At 57.5% G+C, this 16,633-nt stretch carries 15 protein-coding genes; 4 read left to right on the top strand and 11 right to left on the bottom strand.

Features of this window, described 5'->3' with window-relative positions:
• The 3 genes from HY282_14515 to HY282_14505 form a co-directional block, all read right to left on the bottom strand.
• Window positions 1-1,581 (bottom strand): DUF4091 domain-containing protein (locus tag HY282_14515; GenBank protein ID MBI3804965.1); only part of this gene is annotated, 1,581 nt, incomplete at its 3' end.
• Window positions 1,582-1,855: 274 nt separating this feature from the next.
• The gene (locus tag HY282_14510) at window positions 1,856-2,248 is read right to left on the bottom strand and encodes a hypothetical protein (GenBank protein ID MBI3804964.1); all 393 of its coding nucleotides are present in this window, start codon (window positions 2,246-2,248) and stop codon (window positions 1,856-1,858) included.
• A 208-nt stretch (window positions 2,249-2,456) separates the two neighbouring features.
• Complete coding sequence (locus HY282_14505; GenBank protein MBI3804963.1) at window positions 2,457-4,202, bottom strand: EAL domain-containing protein; 1,746 nt, start codon at window positions 4,200-4,202, stop codon at window positions 2,457-2,459.
• Between the two features lie 299 nt (window positions 4,203-4,501).
• Between HY282_14505 and HY282_14500 the strand changes: the two genes are divergently transcribed.
• Window positions 4,502-5,644 carry a threonine ammonia-lyase gene (locus tag HY282_14500; GenBank protein MBI3804962.1) on the top strand — a complete coding sequence of 381 codons (1,143 nt, stop codon included), beginning with the start codon at window positions 4,502-4,504 and terminating at the stop codon, window positions 5,642-5,644.
• Window positions 5,645-5,726: 82 nt separating this feature from the next.
• On the opposite strand, the gene HY282_14495 is transcribed toward HY282_14500, so the two are convergent.
• Window positions 5,727-6,971 carry a hypothetical protein gene (locus HY282_14495; GenBank protein ID MBI3804961.1) on the bottom strand — a complete coding sequence of 415 codons (1,245 nt, stop codon included), beginning with the start codon at window positions 6,969-6,971 and terminating at the stop codon, window positions 5,727-5,729.
• 234 nt (window positions 6,972-7,205) lie between these two features.
• Between HY282_14495 and HY282_14490 the strand changes: the two genes are divergently transcribed.
• Complete coding sequence (locus tag HY282_14490) at window positions 7,206-7,508, top strand: hypothetical protein (protein ID MBI3804960.1); 303 nt, start codon at window positions 7,206-7,208, stop codon at window positions 7,506-7,508.
• Window positions 7,509-7,568: 60 nt separating this feature from the next.
• Here the strand turns inward: HY282_14490 and HY282_14485 are convergent, their stop codons facing one another.
• Window positions 7,569-8,291, bottom strand: a complete 723-nt coding sequence (locus HY282_14485; GenBank protein ID MBI3804959.1) for a response regulator transcription factor — start codon at window positions 8,289-8,291, stop codon at window positions 7,569-7,571.
• Window positions 8,288-9,325 (bottom strand): Gfo/Idh/MocA family oxidoreductase, encoded by a 1,038-nt coding sequence (locus HY282_14480; GenBank protein ID MBI3804958.1) that lies wholly within the window; start codon window positions 9,323-9,325, stop codon window positions 8,288-8,290. Before HY282_14480 ends, HY282_14485 begins: the two co-directional genes overlap by 4 nt.
• A gap of 165 nt (window positions 9,326-9,490) precedes the next feature.
• On the opposite strand from HY282_14480, the gene HY282_14475 reads away from it, so the two are divergent.
• Both HY282_14475 and HY282_14470 read left to right on the top strand, forming a co-directional pair.
• Window positions 9,491-10,822, top strand: a complete 1,332-nt coding sequence (locus HY282_14475) for a sodium:proton antiporter (GenBank protein MBI3804957.1) — start codon at window positions 9,491-9,493, stop codon at window positions 10,820-10,822.
• Window positions 10,823-10,882: 60 nt separating this feature from the next.
• On the top strand, window positions 10,883-12,928 hold the full coding sequence (locus tag HY282_14470; GenBank protein ID MBI3804956.1) for a sodium-translocating pyrophosphatase: 2,046 nt from the start codon (window positions 10,883-10,885) through the stop codon (window positions 12,926-12,928).
• 102 nt (window positions 12,929-13,030) lie between these two features.
• Here the strand turns inward: HY282_14470 and nrdR are convergent, their stop codons facing one another.
• The 5 genes from nrdR to HY282_14445 form a co-directional block, all read right to left on the bottom strand.
• Window positions 13,031-13,525 carry a transcriptional repressor NrdR gene (nrdR, locus tag HY282_14465; GenBank protein ID MBI3804955.1) on the bottom strand — a complete coding sequence of 165 codons (495 nt, stop codon included), beginning with the start codon at window positions 13,523-13,525 and terminating at the stop codon, window positions 13,031-13,033.
• Between the two features lie 53 nt (window positions 13,526-13,578).
• Window positions 13,579-14,823 (bottom strand): serine hydroxymethyltransferase, encoded by a 1,245-nt coding sequence (locus tag HY282_14460; protein ID MBI3804954.1) that lies wholly within the window; start codon window positions 14,821-14,823, stop codon window positions 13,579-13,581.
• 57 nt (window positions 14,824-14,880) lie between these two features.
• Complete coding sequence (rpiB, locus tag HY282_14455) at window positions 14,881-15,354, bottom strand: ribose 5-phosphate isomerase B (protein ID MBI3804953.1); 474 nt, start codon at window positions 15,352-15,354, stop codon at window positions 14,881-14,883.
• Between the two features lie 131 nt (window positions 15,355-15,485).
• Window positions 15,486-16,139: an NAD-binding protein gene (locus tag HY282_14450; protein ID MBI3804952.1), complete on the bottom strand. Its 654-nt coding sequence runs from the start codon at window positions 16,137-16,139 to the stop codon at window positions 15,486-15,488.
• Between the two features lies 1 nt (window position 16,140).
• Window positions 16,141-16,545, bottom strand: a complete 405-nt coding sequence (locus HY282_14445) for a TrkA family potassium uptake protein (protein ID MBI3804951.1) — start codon at window positions 16,543-16,545, stop codon at window positions 16,141-16,143.
• Window positions 16,546-16,633: the final 88 nt, after the last annotated feature.

The following is a 16,633-nucleotide window of genomic DNA, read 5'->3' as shown; positions in this document are numbered from 1 at the left end:
TCTGAGCAGCTTCAGGCGGATCGATTCGATGGGGATATGAGTCTTCCCGCCGATCTTGCTCGGCTTGCCCGGATAGTAGAGGGTGCCGTCTCCGTTGCCGCCGAAGTAGTACTGCGTCTTCCACGGATCGGCGGCTCCGAAGGCATAGACCATGTCGTAGTAGAGCTCTCCCTGAATGTTGTACTTGAAGCTCTGCCACTGCATGATCCGGCTGAACATCGCCGGCAGGTCGATCATGTACGAGGGCCAATCGATATGATAGCCCTGCGGGTCGAGCGACCCGCCACCGATGATGCCGCAGCCATGGCTGCCGCAGGCCTGATACCACCAGACCTCCGCCCCATATTTCCCCCGCTGGTTGCCGACGAGCCCAGACTCGGTCTGCCCCGGCTCGTTACCGACCCCCGACCCGATGACCTTGTCCTCAATAAACCGGACCGTCGGAGCGAAGATATCGATCGAGCTTGCAGCGCCCCCACCGATCCCCCTTTGGAGACTTGTCGTCACCATTGACCGCAGCTCGGGATCGGCCTCGTGCAGTGCGGCGGCTCGGCGCTTAATGACCGCCCAACCACTGGCGTCGCTCGGTTCATCATAGGTGTATTGGAAGAGCCGGTCGAACCATCCTTTTGCCCTAAAATGCTGTGCGTAATCTCGAAGGTAGGTGGTGTCATACTGGTGATCATAATCGCGCAGTTGGACGGTGGTGAGCTTGTTTCCGGGAAGTTTCCCCCCCGGCAGGGCGACCGTGCCGTCGAGAAAGGGGCCGAAAGCGGCGTCGAAGGGTCCCCAGTTGATCACGCCGTTCCTCAGCCCGCCCAGGGTCTCCGGCGCGATGAGATAGTTATCGGAAATCCGATGGAGCAGGTTTGCTTTCACATAGAGCTGGCTCAATTCCGTCGAGCTGTCGCCGGGGAGGCCGTGGCCGCCGGTCAGGAGATGGTGATCGATCGAGTAGGCCGATTTGAGAGACGAGACGGAGGGGAGGGTGAAGTCCCAGACGGTGAGCTGGATCGGGACGATGATCGGATTCTGGCCGGCGGCAGTGACGGTGGCAGACCCGGAGTAGACCCCGGCGGCGGCCGTGACCGGGATATAAATCTCGATCCAGATCGGCTGGTTTCGGCCCGCTCCCACCGACAGCGGAAAAGCATTTCGGACCTCTCCGACATATTCGTCTTTCTTCGGAATCAGCGCATCGGGCCACTCCCCCGTCCCCCCTTGGATGGTCGAAGGGGTGCCGATGTTCATGAAGGCTTCTTTGTAGATCATGATATTGCCGGAGGAAAGAGAGTTGCCATGAGCGTCGATCAAATCTCCCACCGTGATATCGACCCCGGAGAGCGCGCCATTGTCGGCGGTGACCACCAGCTGGAAAGACTCAAATTCATTTTTTGCCCCTTTTAGGGTGGCCGAGGACTGATCGGGTTTCGCAGGGGTGTTGGGCCGGATCTTCACCGTCGCGTGATCGGTCCAGACGGTCATCGCCTCGGCCGTCTGAGTCGATCCGAGCATCGAGAAAAACAGCTGGAATAAAACTCCGATCGCTGTTGCGGACAAAATACGGTGCACTTTCTTCATGGCTCCTCCTTCTTGTTGCTCTGCGCCTCGCTGTCGGCAAAAATCGATGTCAGCGGAAGGGGATTCGGCGCAGAAATCTCCCTTGGCTTCATCACTGGCAGCCTCTCTGCGGAATGGCAGAGAGCCCTTTGAAGAGGCGCCCCTTCTTAGTGAGAAGAGACGCCTTTGATGGGTGTGAGGCGTTTTCTTTGAGTGAGATAATTTGGAGGAAAGAACAACAGCGCGGTCGGTTGAAACAGTAATTGAGGGGGCGATTGAATCGATACGTGATTCATTACGGGCTACATTTCTCCATCGATGAAGATTCAATGAGGTTTCGAATGGTCGGCACCAAGGTGCGGACCATCTCCTCCTGCGCCAGGAAGGTCACGGCGAGTGTTTTCGCCTGTCTCACCTGAATTGGATTTTCCGGGCCTGTGAGCACCAGCAATGCGGTGCCGGGCGCCTGAATCTTCAATTCCTTCCAGGTTTTCATCGCCTGCCGCCACGAAGCGGGAGAATTGAACAAGATGACATCGGGTCTCAAAGCCTCTAACGCCATCAGCGCCTCCATACTGGTTCGTGCTTCCCAGACAATTTCAATCTCTGGCGCGGTTCGTAGCAGGCGTCGGAAGACCTGAATGATTCCTTCATACTCCTCAACAATCAGGACTTTTATTTTTTTCAATGGAACCCCAGTATAGATGGCCGAATTCGATCGAAATGGATCTTCCAATCGATGCGAAAGGGTATCAGATCCCATATTTAACGCCATTGGGAATCAACCCTAATTTTCCTATGAAAAGATACCGACTGCAGGAGTGGAAAGGGAGGACGTTTCAAAGCTTGAGTACAGAAGAAAAAAGGAGTGAAACAGAGGGAGCGGAGCGATCGGTTTATGAGTGCGGGAGTTCCTGCTCGTTTCCAGCAGAGAGTTCCTTCAGGCCCCAGGGGGAGCCGTTGAGCCAATCGGCGAGGTCGCTGGGGGAGAGCGGGCGGCTCATCAAATATCCCTGGGCCGCATCGCAGCCGAGCGCCACCAGACGATCCCAAATTCCTTGGCTTTCGACCCCTTCGGCGACGACGCGAAGGCCGAGGTTATGCGCGAGGTCAATCGTCGAGCGGACGATCATCGCGTCATCTTCTTCATCGGCCATGTCTCTCACGAACGACTTGTCTATTTTAATCTCTTCGACGGGAAGCTTTCTCAGGTATCCGAGCGAGGAATAACCTGTTCCGAAGTCGTCGATCGAAAGGCGGACCTGCATCTTGCTCAGGTGATGCAAGGTCTCCATGGCGCGGAGCGGATCGGTCATGAGGACACTTTCGGTAATTTCCAATTCAAGCGAACTGGGCTCCACATCGTGAAATTGGAGGAGTTTAAAGACCTGTTCGGGAAGCTGCGGGTCCTGAAGGCTTCGGGCCGATAGATTCACCGCCACAGAGAGCCGCTGCCCGGCCTGCCGCCAACGCCGACACTGCTGCAACGCGTTGTTGAGCACCCAGAGGGTGAGCGGCTTGATAAGGCCCCCCTGCTCCGATAAAGAGATGAATTGGTCGGGGAGGATGATCCCTCGGATCGGATGCCGCCATCGGACCAGCGCTTCTACGCCGATGATGCAGCCGGTCCGAAGATTGATTTTGGGCTGATAGACAAGGAACAGTTCGTCTCGATCGATGGCGTGGCGCAGATCCCCCATAAGGATCAGGTGGCTGGAGCTTTGCTGCTCATGCACAGAGGAGTAAACCGCATAGCCGCTTCCGGCCTGCTTCGCCGCATACATGGCCATGTCGGCCCGACGCAACAGGGTGCTCGATTCTTCGCCGTGCTCGGGAAAGAGAGCGATGCCGATGCTGGTGGCGACCTCAAGCGAAAGGCATTCCACCACGAACGGACTGGTGAACTGCTTGAGAATTTTCTGGGCGGTGAGGACCGCCGCATCCGAGCCGATCGAAAGAAGAAGAACGGCGAATTCGTCTCCTCCCAATCGCGCCACGGTATCCGATTGGCGAAGGGCTTCGCGCAGCCGTGGGCCGATCTGCTGCAGCACCAGGTCGCCGTAGTGATGGCCGAGCAGGTTGTTGATCTCTTTAAAACGATCCAGGTCCATGACGAGTAGCGCGAGCGACTTTCCCTCGCGGCGGGCTGAGAGGATCGCTTGTTGGAGTCGGTCGTGCAGCAACGTCCGGTTCGGAAGGTCGGTCAGCGGGTCGTAATAGGCGAGGTGCTGGATCGCCTGCTCGGCCCGACGTTGCTCCTGGCGCAACTCCGCGTCGCGCAGCTCCCGCGCCACCGCAGGAACCAGGCGTGAGAGGTTCCCCTTTAAAATAAAATCGTGGGCGCCGGCCTTCACCGTCGCCACGGCGTTCTCTTCCCCTTTCGCGCCGGTCACGATAATAAAGGGGATATCAATTCCATCTTCTTTGAGGAGCGCGAGTGCGGCCGCGGGGCTCAACTGGGGCATCGTATAGTCGGTAATCACGAGATCCCAGCTCTCCCGCTTTAGGGCCGCGCGGAGCGCCTCGGGGGTGGTGACACACTCGGCAGTCAAATCGTATCCACCCTGTCGCAGTTCGGCCATCAGCAGGACCATATCCTCTTCAGAATCTTCGATGAACAGGACGCGGAGCGGTTTTCCCATTCTGACCTGTTACCCTCTGGCAATAAGGTTCGGCGTAGGCTGAAACGGAGATCCCCTCTTCCGGTGCGTTTCAGGAAACAGAGGTTCCGAAAGGCGCCGAATGATCGGGGGCGAAAAACGATCGACTCCCTTAACGAGAACAACCGTGTCGTGATTGGAAATCGTCTCTGAGTATATCGTCTCTCTCTTTTCATTGTCAATTTAAAGCGTTGTTTTGGCGAGGTTTGTTGCCCGCTTTCAGGACCCGATCGATCTATGATAAAGTAAACGGCAATAATCCTGAAAGGAAAGGGGAGAAGGTGATTGGATTGAAGGAGATCGAGGCGGCACGGGAGATCATCGCCGCCTCCGCGGATCGCACGCCGCTGGTTCACTCCCGCTCGTTGAGCCTGCGGGCAGGCGTGCCGGTTTATCTGAAGCTGGAAAACCTCCAGAAAACCGGTTCATTTAAAATCCGAGGCGCGGTCAATCGCCTCTCTCGCCTCACACCGGCGGAGCGCCGCCGCGGGGTGATCACCGCTTCAGCCGGAAATCATGCGCAGGGGGTGGCGCTGGCAGCCAAAACGTTCCGCATCGCCTCGACGATCGTCATGCCGAAAGGGGCTTCTATCGCCAAGCAGGAGGCGACCCGTTCCTACGGGGCGCGGCTGGTGATCGATGGAGAGAATTTCGACGACGCGATGCGGCGGGCGCATCAGATGGAGCGGGCGGAGGAGAAGATCTTCATTCACCCGTTTGACGATGACGCCGTCATCGCAGGGCAGGGGACGATCGGATTGGAGATGGTCGAAGCGCTCCCGGAGCTGGCAACGGTGATCGTTCCGGTCGGCGGGGGAGGGCTGGCCGGCGGGATCGGGGCTGCGGTCAAATCATGTCTTCCTAAGGTCCGTGTCATCGGCGTCACCGCCCCCTCGCGGCCGACGCTCGCCGACGGCATTGCGGTGAAGCAGCCGGGCCGCCGGACCCGGCCTCTTTTAAGCCGTTATGTCGATGAGATGTTTTCCGTGCAGGAGGAAGAGATCGCCGAGGCGATTCTTCTTCTCATGGAACACAAACGGATCATCGCCGAAGGGGCCGGCGCCGTCGCCCTGGCGGCCCTGCTGAACCATGTCGGGCGGGTCCGCGGGCCGGTCTGCCTTCTTGTCAGCGGCGGCAATATCGACGTGACCCTCTTCGAGCGGATCATCGAGCGGGGTCTGGTTCGCACCGGGCGGCTCCTCCGTCTCTCGGTGGCCCTTCCCGATCGCCCCGGCGCGTTGGCCGGATTGAGCGCCGCGATCGGCGGGCTCGGCGCGAACATCATTCATATCGTCCACGACCGGCTCTCTTTAAATCTTCCTCTCTCAAAAACGCGGGTGGAGCTCGCGCTGGAGACCCGCGGCGCCAAACATAACCGGGAAATCCTCGCCGGGATTAAGAAGCTCGGCTATCCCCTTCTGTAATGTCGAAATCTGGACGGTTCCCGGCTTTCGTGGGGGAGAGATCCCCGCGCCGGTCGATTCGGCTGAATGCATTCATCGGTTTTTAAGCAGGACGCGCGTTTCGTCGAAAGCGTTGTGTGACCCTTCGGATTTGGCTTTGAAGGAACCGTCGGGTGGAGACCAGGGCGGGCTGCGGATCGCGGGCATTCCAGATTCGAAACATCTTCGGACCGCGCAGCGATTTAAGCCAGCTTCGGAGAGTCCATTCCTCCGTTTTGAGATAGTGCTGGAGTGCTTTGAGATCGCTTTTTATGTCGATCCACTTCATCCCCGTTTGGTAGGCCGCCTTAAAATGAGGGGGCCGGCCGAGCTGCGAGAGGTAGGCCCGAATCGGAAGGTTGATTCCGGCGCGCGCTCCGAGATCGATGGCGAGACCGAACCGAGGATTGATTTCGAGCAGATGGACGGAGCGGTCGCGGTGGTCGACTTTGAAGTCAAGATGAGCGGCCCCCTGGTACCCAATCGATGTTAAGACGTGCAGGCCGATCCGCGCGATCTCCGGATGGAAAACCGTCTGCGCCAAGGTGCTGATCCCGCAGTGGATCGGATAGGTCCGGATCCGCTGCGCAACAAAGTAACCGATCGGCTCCGAGCGGGCATTCAGATAGGCATCGAAGAAGTAGAGATGATCGTCTCCGCCCGGGATATATTCCTGGATCAACAGGTCCGGGTGAAACGAGACGATCTCACGATAGAGGAATCGGAGGTGCTCCGGCTTCTCGACCTGGATCGCCTTCACCCCTGTTCCATAACGGGCTTGAAAGCGGGGAGATTTCCAGTAGACCTGTTGCATCGGTTTGAGGATGCAGGGAAAGGGGAGTTCGGGGAGAATCGATTCGAATTCCGCCGCATCCTGCGGCTGCCAGGTTCGCGGAATCGGAAAGCGATGCTCCGCCGCCATCCGGTAGAAAAGTCCTTTGTCCACCAGGGCATCGGCCTGCTTTTCGGTCGGGAGGTCGATGAGAAAATAGGGGGAGAGAAGATGCCGGTTTTTGGAGACGAAGAGAAAGTCAGGCTCGCCGTTGCAGAAAAGGATCGCGCGACCGAGCCGTCGTCCGATCCGCAGCAACTGATCGCGCGTTTCCTGACAGTCGGGATTGAAGCTCGGCACGACGACCGATTTAATACAATATCGCGAGGCAAAGGCGAGATGGTCTTCGCTGCAGGCGATGACGATACAGGGGATGCCCCATTCTCCGAGGCATCGAACCAGTCCCATCTCACCTAATACGACCGCCGGCATCTGCTCGGCTGCCGATCGTTTCCCCAGAGGGGTCTCATTAGCCATGTTATCGTCAGGTTGCAAACAGCGGACCGACCTAAAAATGGGGTCTTATTCCCGAATTTTGCCTTATTCTCCACAAGATGCTGAAGCTCTTCTTTAAAGAGAATTCAGGTTTTCATTTAAAAAGAGAAAAGATTTGCATAAAAGTGGAAAGTGGCCCCCAGTTTAGTGAAATGGAAGGGGTTGACTCAGTCGAACGAAAAGGCTACGATTTGACCTGAAAGGGGGGTGAGAAAAATGAATCAAAAAATAGGGCAAAAAATAGCAATTGTTGGATTGATGATCATGGGTGCGGTTTGGGTCGGCCTGGGTGATGGTTGGGCCTGCTCCTCGATGGGACCCGATAAGCATGTGGGGGTTGTAAAAGCGATCAATGCTCCGGAGGGAGCAATCACATTAATCGACGCCGAGACCGGAAAACCGATTCAATTTACGGCACCGGCCGCGCTTCTAAAGGGGGTCAAGGTGAACGATAAAGCGGTGGTCACCTTTCAGATGGAAGGGGCGCGACTGCTTGCAAAGGAAGTGGTCGTTCGCTAGTCGCCGAGAGACAGCAAGAGATCCGGTAGATCGTATTTACCGGGTCTCTTTTTTTGTCTTCTACCGTCCGTTCGGGGGATCTCCCTTCTCTTCGATCCCCCGCCCTCGCTCGAGGTTGATGATTCCCTCCTGAACCCCTTTGATTGCCGCCTCGGTCCGATCAAAGACCCGCATCTTATGAAAGATATTCCTGACATGGTTTTTGATCGTCTTCTCGCTCAGCGTTAAGTCGCCGGCGATCTCTTTGTTGGTTTTCCCCTTCGCCACCCGCCGCAGGACGTCAATTTCTCTGGCGCTGAGGTTGTATGCGTGGCGCGCCGGCGCTTTCTTTTCGTTGCTCGAATGGGCCGACCGGCCGGTCTCGGAGAATTCCACCAAGAGCTTTCGTGCGATGGAGGGATGAATCACCGACTCTCCCCGGTAAATCGATTGAATCGCCTTGACCACCTCGGAAGAGTCGGCCTCTTTCAAGATATAGCCATGGACGCCGGCGCCGACCAGGTCGAAGATCGTTGCATCATCATCGTGCATTGTGAGGACGACGATTCCAATCTGGGGGAGAAGCTTTCGAATCGCCCGGGTCGCTTCGATTCCATTCATTTGCGGCATCGAGACATCCATCAGGATCACATCCGGCCGGAGCGCTTTGGCCTTCTCGATGACCTCGATCCCGTTGGTCGCCTCGCCGATCACATCCATGTCGCTCCGGCTCTTCAGAATGGCGGCCAGTCCCTCTCGGACCACGCGATGGTCGTCGGCGATCAGAATTCGGATTTTACTCACGGTCTCTCCTCTTTGGAGAGGGGGATTTCAATCCGAACTTGCGTTCCTTGCCCCTTGCGGCTGATAATCGACGCTTTGCCCCCGAGCAGCCGGGCGCGCTCCATGATCGACTTCAGGCCGAAAGAATTGGAGGCGGGCAGGTCGAGCTTGTTTAACTTGAAATCAAAGCCGATCCCATCGTCGGCAATGGTGGCGGTGAGCCGCTTCGGATAGATTTGAATTCGGATTTCGACCTGCTTGGCCCGCGCATGTTTTTGAACATTGGCGAGCGCTTCCTGGACAATCCGGAAGACGAAGATCTTTGCCTGTGAGGGAACGTCGGCTTCCTCGCCGGCCGCGTCAAGTCGGGTCTCGATTTGATATTGCCGCGTATACGTTTTTAGATATTTTTTGATCGACGGAAAAAAGCCGGCGCGGTCGAGATAAATCGGCCGGAGATTGAAGACGACCTCCCGGGCCTCGGAGATGGCCTCTTTGAGGAGCGATTTGGTCTCCCGGATCGTTTGAAGCGCCACCGCCGGCTGCTTCTCCATCTGATCGGCGCAGTAGTCGAGGCGGTAGTTTAATCCGACCAAGGTCTGGACCAATCCGTCGTGGATGTCGCAGGCGATCCGCGTCCGCTCCTCTGCAATGGCGAGCTCGACCTCTTTTACATAGAGGCGGTAGAGCGACTGGTATTCGAGGAGGTGCCGTTCAATCTCATCTTTGCTTTTGATCCGCTCTTCAATCAACTGCCACATAAATTTCGCCGAAGGTCCCCCGATGATCGCCACCCCGGGACGGCGGGAGGCATGGAGGATCTCTTCGAGCGATTCGTTTCCGGTGACATCGATCACCAGATCGACCTGTTTCGACCGGAGGAGCTTTCGGTAATCTTGGGTGACCGGAATCTTGAACTTTCGGGCGAGGCGGATTCCCGGCGCCCCTTTGTCGACATCGGCCACCCCGACGATCCGGACCAGCGGGTCATTGTAGAAGATCTCAATCAGAGAGGTCCCGCCGCGTCCGCCGCCGATGATCGCCACATTCGTCACGCGCTTCTCCAAAAAGTTCAATTACGAATGATGGGTCTTTTCTTAAAATAGATTGAAAGGCCTTATTCTATCCCAAATGGATCTCGGCTGACAAGTTGAGGGAGGAAAGGCCTTGACAAATAATAAAATCTCTCCTTAAAATGTGAAATTTTGATCCGGGAGAAGATGAAAGCAGCGTGCGTTTTCCTGATCGTGTACGGCGTCGGCCTTGCGGAGCCGCTCTGGGCCGCAAGCGAGGCGACCCCTTCTCCCGTTCATCCGCTCTGGATGATCCCTTTCTGGCTTCTTCTCCTGATGATCGCCGTGGCCCCGTTTATCCATGAAACGTGGTGGGAGCACAATTACCCGCCGGTGGCGCTCGGATTGGGGTGTTTGATCGCCGTCTATTATTCGGCGGGGCGGGGGGAAACCGGGCGGGTGTGGAATACCGCTTCAGAATATATCAGCTTCATCGCCCTGGTCGGATCGCTTTACACCGTCACCGGCGGCGTCTGGGTTCATATCCAGAAGAGGGCGACCCCCCTGATGAACACCGGCCTTCTCCTGATTGGTTCGATTCTCTCGAACCTGGTCGGAACGACGGGTGCTTCCGTGCTCCTCATCCGGGCCTATCTGCGGATGAACAGAGGGCGGGTGCACGGTTATCATCTCGTTTTTTTTATCTTCCTGGTCGGGAACGTCAGCGGGATGTTGACGCCGGTGGGAGACCCTCCTCTCTTTCTCGGTTATCTGAAAGGGATTCCGTTTTTCTGGCCGCTGCAGGCGCTCTGGCCGATCTGGGGGGTGAGCGTGGCGATGTTGCTGGGGCTCTTTTACCTCATCGATCGACGGACCCCGGCGCTCGCGGCGACGAACTCGTCCGAACAGGAGGAGGGGGAAAAGACGGTTTGGATCGAGGGAAAGATTAATTTCCTGTTTTTGATCATCATCTTGATTTCTCTTTTTCAGCCTTCTCCGCTTCGGGAGATTTCTCTGATTGTGTCGGCGATGGCCGGTTATGCCTTGTCGAAGAAGGAGATCCTCGAGAGGAACGGCTTTAATTTTATTCCGATCAAAGAGGTGGCGATTTTGTTTTTCGGTATCTTTATGACGATGATTCCGACGCTTGACTGGCTCACATCCAATGCCGCCGAACTCGGCCTCTCGGCGCCGATCCAATTTTTCTGGATCACCGGTCTTCTCTCGGCGATGTTGGACAATGCCCCCACCTATCTCACCTTTCTAAGCGCCGCATTCGGCCTTTACCACCTCAATATCGATCTGAACGGCGATGTCGGCCGCTTTCTGACGGAGCATGCAATTTATCTGAGAGCCGTCTCGGCCGGGGCGGTCCTCTTCGGCGCGATGACCTATATCGGGAATGCGCCGAATTTCCTGGTGAAGACGATCGCCACGCAGGCGGGGATTGCGGTTCCGACGTTTTTAGGCTATACGAAGTACTCCGTTGTGATTTTAATGCCGCTTTTTTTGTTGATCGGCTTTTTATTTTTTTCGTAGCGGGAATCTTCCCGGAAGCGCGGTTTTGCGTTACCTCTCATTATAGGAGAACAGAAGATCATGGAGACCACATCGTTCGTCATACTCTTCTCACTGATTTGCGCCGGGATCGGGATCGCCTATGCCGCTTACCTCTCGTTCTGGGTGATGAAGCTCGATGCCGGCACCCCCGAGATGAAGAAGATTCAAGCCGCCATCCAGGAAGGGGCGCAAGCCTATATGGCCCGGCAGTTTAAAACGATCGCGGTCGTTGCAGCGGTCCTCTTCGTCCTCCTTTGGGTCTCGGGCCTTTGGTCCGATCATTTTGGTTTTCTCACCGCGATCGGCTTCTTGGTCGGCGGGGTCGCCTCCGGCATTTCAGGCTATGTCGGAATGATGGTGGCGGTCCGCGCCAACGCCCGCACGGCGCAGGCGGCCCACCAGGGGATGAACGCCGCCCTGAATGTCGCCTTCCGCGGCGGCGCGGTGACCGGGCTGTTGCTGATCGGTCTCGGTCTTTTGGCGGTTACCGGATTTTATGCGCTCGCCTCGATGATCGCTGGAGAAGAGAAGACGATTCCGGCGCTTCTCTCGCTGGGGTTGGGGGGGAGCCTGATCTCGCTCTTTGCCCGGGTCGGCGGCGGCATCTATACCAAGGCGGCCGACGTCGGGGCCGATCTGGTCGGAAAGGTGGAGGCCGGAATTCCGGAAGACGATCCGCGCAATCCGGCGGTGATCGCCGACAATGTCGGGGACAATGTCGGCGACTGCGCCGGCATGGCGGCCGATCTTTTTGAGACCTATGCCGTGACGACGGTCGCGACGATGGCGCTCGCTCACCTGCTCTACCCCGGCGCCAAGGGGGCGATCTTATTTCCTTTGGTCCTCGGCGGGGCGGCGATTTTGATGACGATCATCGGGAGCTGGTTCGTAAAGCTCGGGCCGGGGGGCGGGATCATGCCGGCGCTTTATAAGGGATTCGTCGCGACCGGGATTCTCTCCGCCATCGCCTTCTACCCGGTGACCGCTTGGCTCATGAACGGCGTCGGCGGGATCGGCGCGATGAATTATTACCTCGCCGCCCTCATCGGCCTCGGCGTCACGATGGCGCTGGTGGTGATCACCGATTACTATACCGCAAAGAAATTCAGCCCGGTCCAGGAGATCGCCAAGGCTTCGGTCACCGGACATGGGACCAACATCATCGCCGGCCTCGCGGTGTCGCTTCAGGCGACCGCGGCGCCGGTTCTGGTGATCGCCGCCGCGATCCTCGGCAGCCATTACCTCGCAGGGCTCTTCGGCGTCGCCATTGCGGCGGAGGCGATGTTGACGATGGCCGGTATCGTCGTCGCGATCGACTCATTCGGCCCGATCACCGACAATGCGGGGGGAATCGCCGAGATGGCGAACATGGGAGAAGCGGTCCGGAACGTCACCGATCCGCTCGACGCCGTCGGAAACACCACCAAGGCGGTGACCAAAGGATATGCGATCGGCTCCGCCGGGCTCGCCGCGATTGTTCTTTTCTCGGAGTACACCCGTTCCGTATCGAAGGGGGGAACGGCGATGGTCTTCGATCTCTCCGATCCGCTCGTCCTGGTCGGCCTCTTTATCGGCGGGATGCTTCCCTTTCTCTTCGGGGCTTTTCTGATGAAGGCGGTCGGACAGGCGGCCGGCGCGATCGTCGAAGAGGTCCGACGGCAGTTTCGAGAGATCAAAGGGATCATGGAGGGAACCGGGAAGCCCGATTATGCGCGGTGCGTCGACATCGTGACGATTGCGGCGATCCAGAAGATGATGGTCCCCTCCCTCATTCCGGTGCTGGTTCCGCTCGTCGTCGGGGTGATCCTCGGCCCGAAGGCGCTCGGCGGGGTATTGGTCGGAAGCATCGTCACCGGTCTCTTCGTGGCGATCTCGATGACCTCCGGCGGGGCGGCCTGGGACAATGCGAAGAAGTATATTGAAGAAGGACATTACGGCGGAAAGAAGAGCCCGGCGCACCAGGCGGCGGTCACCGGCGATACGGTCGGCGACCCTTATAAAGACACCGCCGGTCCGGCGATCAACCCGATGATCAAAGTGATCAACCTCGTCGCGGTTTTGATCGGGGTGCTCCTCTTTTCCTAATTCTAAACGGCCTGCCGGGAAAATAAAAAGGGATGGAGTGCAGGCTCCATCCCTTTTTATTTCAACTCGAATTCAATCCGTGCTGACGTTCTTAAATCTTCCTTATCCTTTGTTTCCCTCTGCGACCCCCTGTTTCTCTTGTCCCTGCTCGTTGAGGAGGTTCTTCAGCTCGGAGAGGAATTGGCCGACATCTTTGAATTCACGATAAACAGAGGCGAACCGGACATAAGCGACCTGGTCGATCCCATGCAGCTGTCGCATGACCTCTTCGCCGACGATGCGGCTTTCGATTTCGCTCTCCCCCCGCTCTTGGATCTTCTTCTCAATCCGGGTGACGACCGACTCCAGCAGGTCGATGCTGACCGGCCGCTTCTCGCACGCTTTCTTGAGGCCGGCGAAGATCTTTTGCCGATCGAACGGCTCGCGCCGGCCGTCTTTTTTGATCACCATCGGAAAGATCTCTTCGACCCGCTCATAGGTGGTGAAGCGCCGTTGGCAATGAAGGCACTCCCGACGCCGCCGGATCACCTCCCCCTCTTTGCTCAGGCGGGAGTCGACCACCTTATCTTCCACATGACTGCAGAACGGACATTGCACGACGAATCCCTGTGGCGGACGGTTGGGGTCAAGCGCTCATCCCCATCCGCCCCTTAGTGTGGAAAGCGTTTGCAGAGCGACTGGACCTGTTGCCGGATCTGCCCCAACACCGTCTCCTCTTTCCGGTGGCGAAGAACGGTGTCGATGAAAGAGGCGATTTCATCCATCTCTTTCCCCTTCATTTTGCGCGTCGTCACAATCGGGGTACCGAGCCGGATGCCGCTCGCCTGCGATGGCGGGCGTTCGTCGAAAGGAACGGCATTTTTGTTGACCGTGATTCCGGCGAGGTCGAGCGCCTCTTCCGCCTCTTTCCCGGTAATTCCCTGTTGGCTCAGATCGACGAGCATCAGGTGATTGTCGGTTCCGCCGGAGACGATCTGATAGCCTCGGGAGATCAATCCACTCGCCAGGGCGGCGGCGTTGGCGACGATCTGTTTTTGGTAGACGGCGAATTCATCGGTCAGCGCTTCCTTAAAGGCGACCGCCTTTGCGGCGATGACATGCATCAACGGGCCTCCTTGAATGCCGGGGAAGATCGCCTTGTCAATCGCCTTGGCATATTGCTCGCGACAGAGGATCATGCCGCCGCGGGGGCCGCGCAATGTCTTGTGGGTGGTCGTCGTGACGAAATCGGCGTAGGGGACCGGAGAGGGATGGGCTTTTGCCGCCACCAGCCCGGCAATATGGGCCATGTCGACCATCAACGTCGCGCCGACCCGATCGGCGATCTCTCTGAATTTGGGGAAATCCAGAATGCGCGAATAGGCGGAGGCGCCGACGACGATCATCTTCGGCCGCTCCCGCTCGGCGGTCGCCGCGACCTCTTCATAATCGATCCGGCCGGTCTCCTTCCGGACGCCGTAGGAGACGACCCGGTAGAGCATTCCCGAAAAATTCACCGGGCTGCCGTGGGTCAGGTGCCCGCCATGGGCGAGGCTCATCCCGAGAATCGTGTCGCCCGGCTTGAGCATCGCGAAGTAGACCGCCATGTTCGCCTGGGAGCCGGAATGGGGCTGTACATTGATATGCTCGGCGCCGAAGAGCCGCTTGGCCCGCTCGATGGCGAGCGATTCGACCACATCGACATATTGGCAGCCGCCGTAGTAGCGCCGCCCTGGATAGCCTTCGGCATATTTGTTGGTCATCACCGAGCCCTGCGCCTCCAAGACGGCCCGGCTGACGTGATTCTCCGAAGCGATCAAGACGATCTTGTCGTCTTCCCGTTTCGATTCTTGGAGGATCGCCTCTGCGACTTCGGGGTCGACCTCTTTTAAACTTAAATCCTTCCCTTCGCTCATATCGATTCCTACCCTATTCGTTCGAAAAGATTTTCGCCAGGCTGTTTTGGAAGGCCATTAATACCCTTCGGAAGACCGGGGTTCCGTCTGCTGAGAGGCCTCAATCGATTGAATTTTATCGAGCCGGTTTTGGTGCCGTCCCCCCTCGAATTCGGTCGTGAGCCAGATCCGAAGAATCTCGATCGCTTTTTCTTCGTCGAGGACCCGCTCTCCCAATACCAGGATATTGGCGTCGTTGTGGCGTCGGCTGGCCTCCGCAGTGGCATCGTTGTGGCAGAGGGCGGCGCGGACCCTTTGGAATTTATTCGCCGCAATCGACATGCCGATCCCGGTGCCGCAGATCAAGATGCCGCGGTCGACCTCCCCTTTGGAAACCGATTCAGCGACCCGCGTCGCATAATCCGGATAATCGACCGAATCGCGGCTGTGGGTTCCCAAATCGAGGGTTTCCACCTTCTTTTCGGTCAGGTAGCGGATGATGCGGCTTTTAAGGCCAAATCCGGCGTGGTCGGAGGCGATTGCGATCTTCATCGTTGAGTCTAGGGATGGTAACGAATCCCTGGTGATCCTGTCAAGGGGAATCGGGGCGGGTCAAGGCGCTGCAGAGACGCCGAGGGAATCGGCCTGGGGCCTGAGAGAGGGCGGACGCGCCATGCCGTCGGCTAGAGCATTTCCCGGAGGGCTTGTTCCGCCTCTTTCCGGACCAATGCCACGACTTTGTCGCCCGGGATGAGCTCGGTCTCTCCCTTTGGAATGATAATTTCATCCCCGCGGATGATGGAGATAAAGATCGACCCTTCGGGGAGCTGGATTTCCCTCACCTTCTTTCCCATGAAGTGAGAAGAGCGTGAGAGATCGACTTCAATAATTTCAACGTTCCCGGCGCGAAGGGTCACCAGCGGGATGACCATGTCCTCCGCCTTCACCTGCTCCTCAATCAGCGAATCAATCAGTCGGGTGGAGCTGACGGTGGCGTCGATTCCCAACGCGGAGAAGAGCGATTCGTTCATCGGATCATTGACCCGGGCGATCGTCCGGGGGCATTTAAAGACCGCTTTGGCGACCTGACAGATGACGAGGTTGTCCTCGTCGGCGCCGGTGACGGCGACCAGCACATCGGCGCGATTGGCCCCCGCTTCCCTCAGAACACTGACCCGAGAGCCGTTTCCCTCCATCAGCGCTTCCCCGAATTCCCTGGACAGCCCCGGCGTCTTTGTTTTGTCTTTTTCAATCAAGAGGACTTCATGTTCCTCTGCCAAAAGGAGCTTTGTCAGGTTGTAGCCGACCTTTCCCCCTCCGACGACGATGATATACATGTCAGACCCCCTTCTCCAGGGTCTTCAACATCTCCTGCAACGCAAAATTCGTCGGACAGACCGTTTCCATACCGAGATCATGGTAGACCGAGGAGAGGGTGGGATCGAAGACGCGAATAAGGACCCTGGGAATTTTGTATTTTTTTTGCATCGCTTGGGCGACCATTAGGTTTACATTGTCACTTCCGGTGACGGCGATGAAGACGTCGGCCTGCTCGGAGAAGACGAGGCTCGCCGTCTCCTCGTTGAAGATATTTCCGCTGACCCGCTGAATCTTTTCGTGCTCCTCCAGATTCTTAAACTTCGTCTCCTCCGCATCGACGATGACGATCTTATGTCCTTTTTGCACCAGGGAGTTGGCGAGACGGGAGCCCAATCGGCCCGAGCCGAGAATTATGATGTTCATTGCACCCTCATTCTATTCTGTCTAGAGTATAATCGTTTGTCCTTCGAAGTCAAAGGGGAAACATTCAGGGACGCCGTCGATCGATCGG

Source organism: Candidatus Manganitrophaceae bacterium, assembly GCA_016200325.1.
Lineage (GTDB): Bacteria > Nitrospirota > Nitrospiria > SBBL01 > Manganitrophaceae > Manganitrophus.
This window is presented reverse-complemented; position numbering and strand designations above follow the sequence as displayed.

Excerpts from the sequence above, each read along its gene's own strand:
- HY282_14490 (MBI3804960.1), top strand. The coding sequence starts at position 7,206 with ATGAATCAAAAAATAGGGCAAAAAATAGCAATTGTTGGATTGATGATC.
- HY282_14445 (MBI3804951.1), bottom strand. The coding sequence starts at position 16,545 with ATGAACATCATAATTCTCGGCTCGGGCCGATTGGGCTCCCGTCTCGCC.
- HY282_14475 (MBI3804957.1), top strand. The coding sequence starts at position 9,491 with ATGAAAGCAGCGTGCGTTTTCCTGATCGTGTACGGCGTCGGCCTTGCG.
- HY282_14470 (MBI3804956.1), top strand. The coding sequence starts at position 10,883 with ATGGAGACCACATCGTTCGTCATACTCTTCTCACTGATTTGCGCCGGG.
- HY282_14450 (MBI3804952.1), bottom strand. The coding sequence starts at position 16,139 with ATGTATATCATCGTCGTCGGAGGGGGAAAGGTCGGCTACAACCTGACA.
- rpiB (MBI3804953.1), bottom strand. The coding sequence starts at position 15,354 with ATGAAGATCGCAATCGCCTCCGACCACGCCGGATTTGGCCTTAAAAGC.
- HY282_14505 (MBI3804963.1), bottom strand. The coding sequence starts at position 4,202 with ATGGGAAAACCGCTCCGCGTCCTGTTCATCGAAGATTCTGAAGAGGAT.
- HY282_14495 (MBI3804961.1), bottom strand. The coding sequence starts at position 6,971 with ATGGCTAATGAGACCCCTCTGGGGAAACGATCGGCAGCCGAGCAGATG.
- HY282_14460 (MBI3804954.1), bottom strand. The coding sequence starts at position 14,823 with ATGAGCGAAGGGAAGGATTTAAGTTTAAAAGAGGTCGACCCCGAAGTC.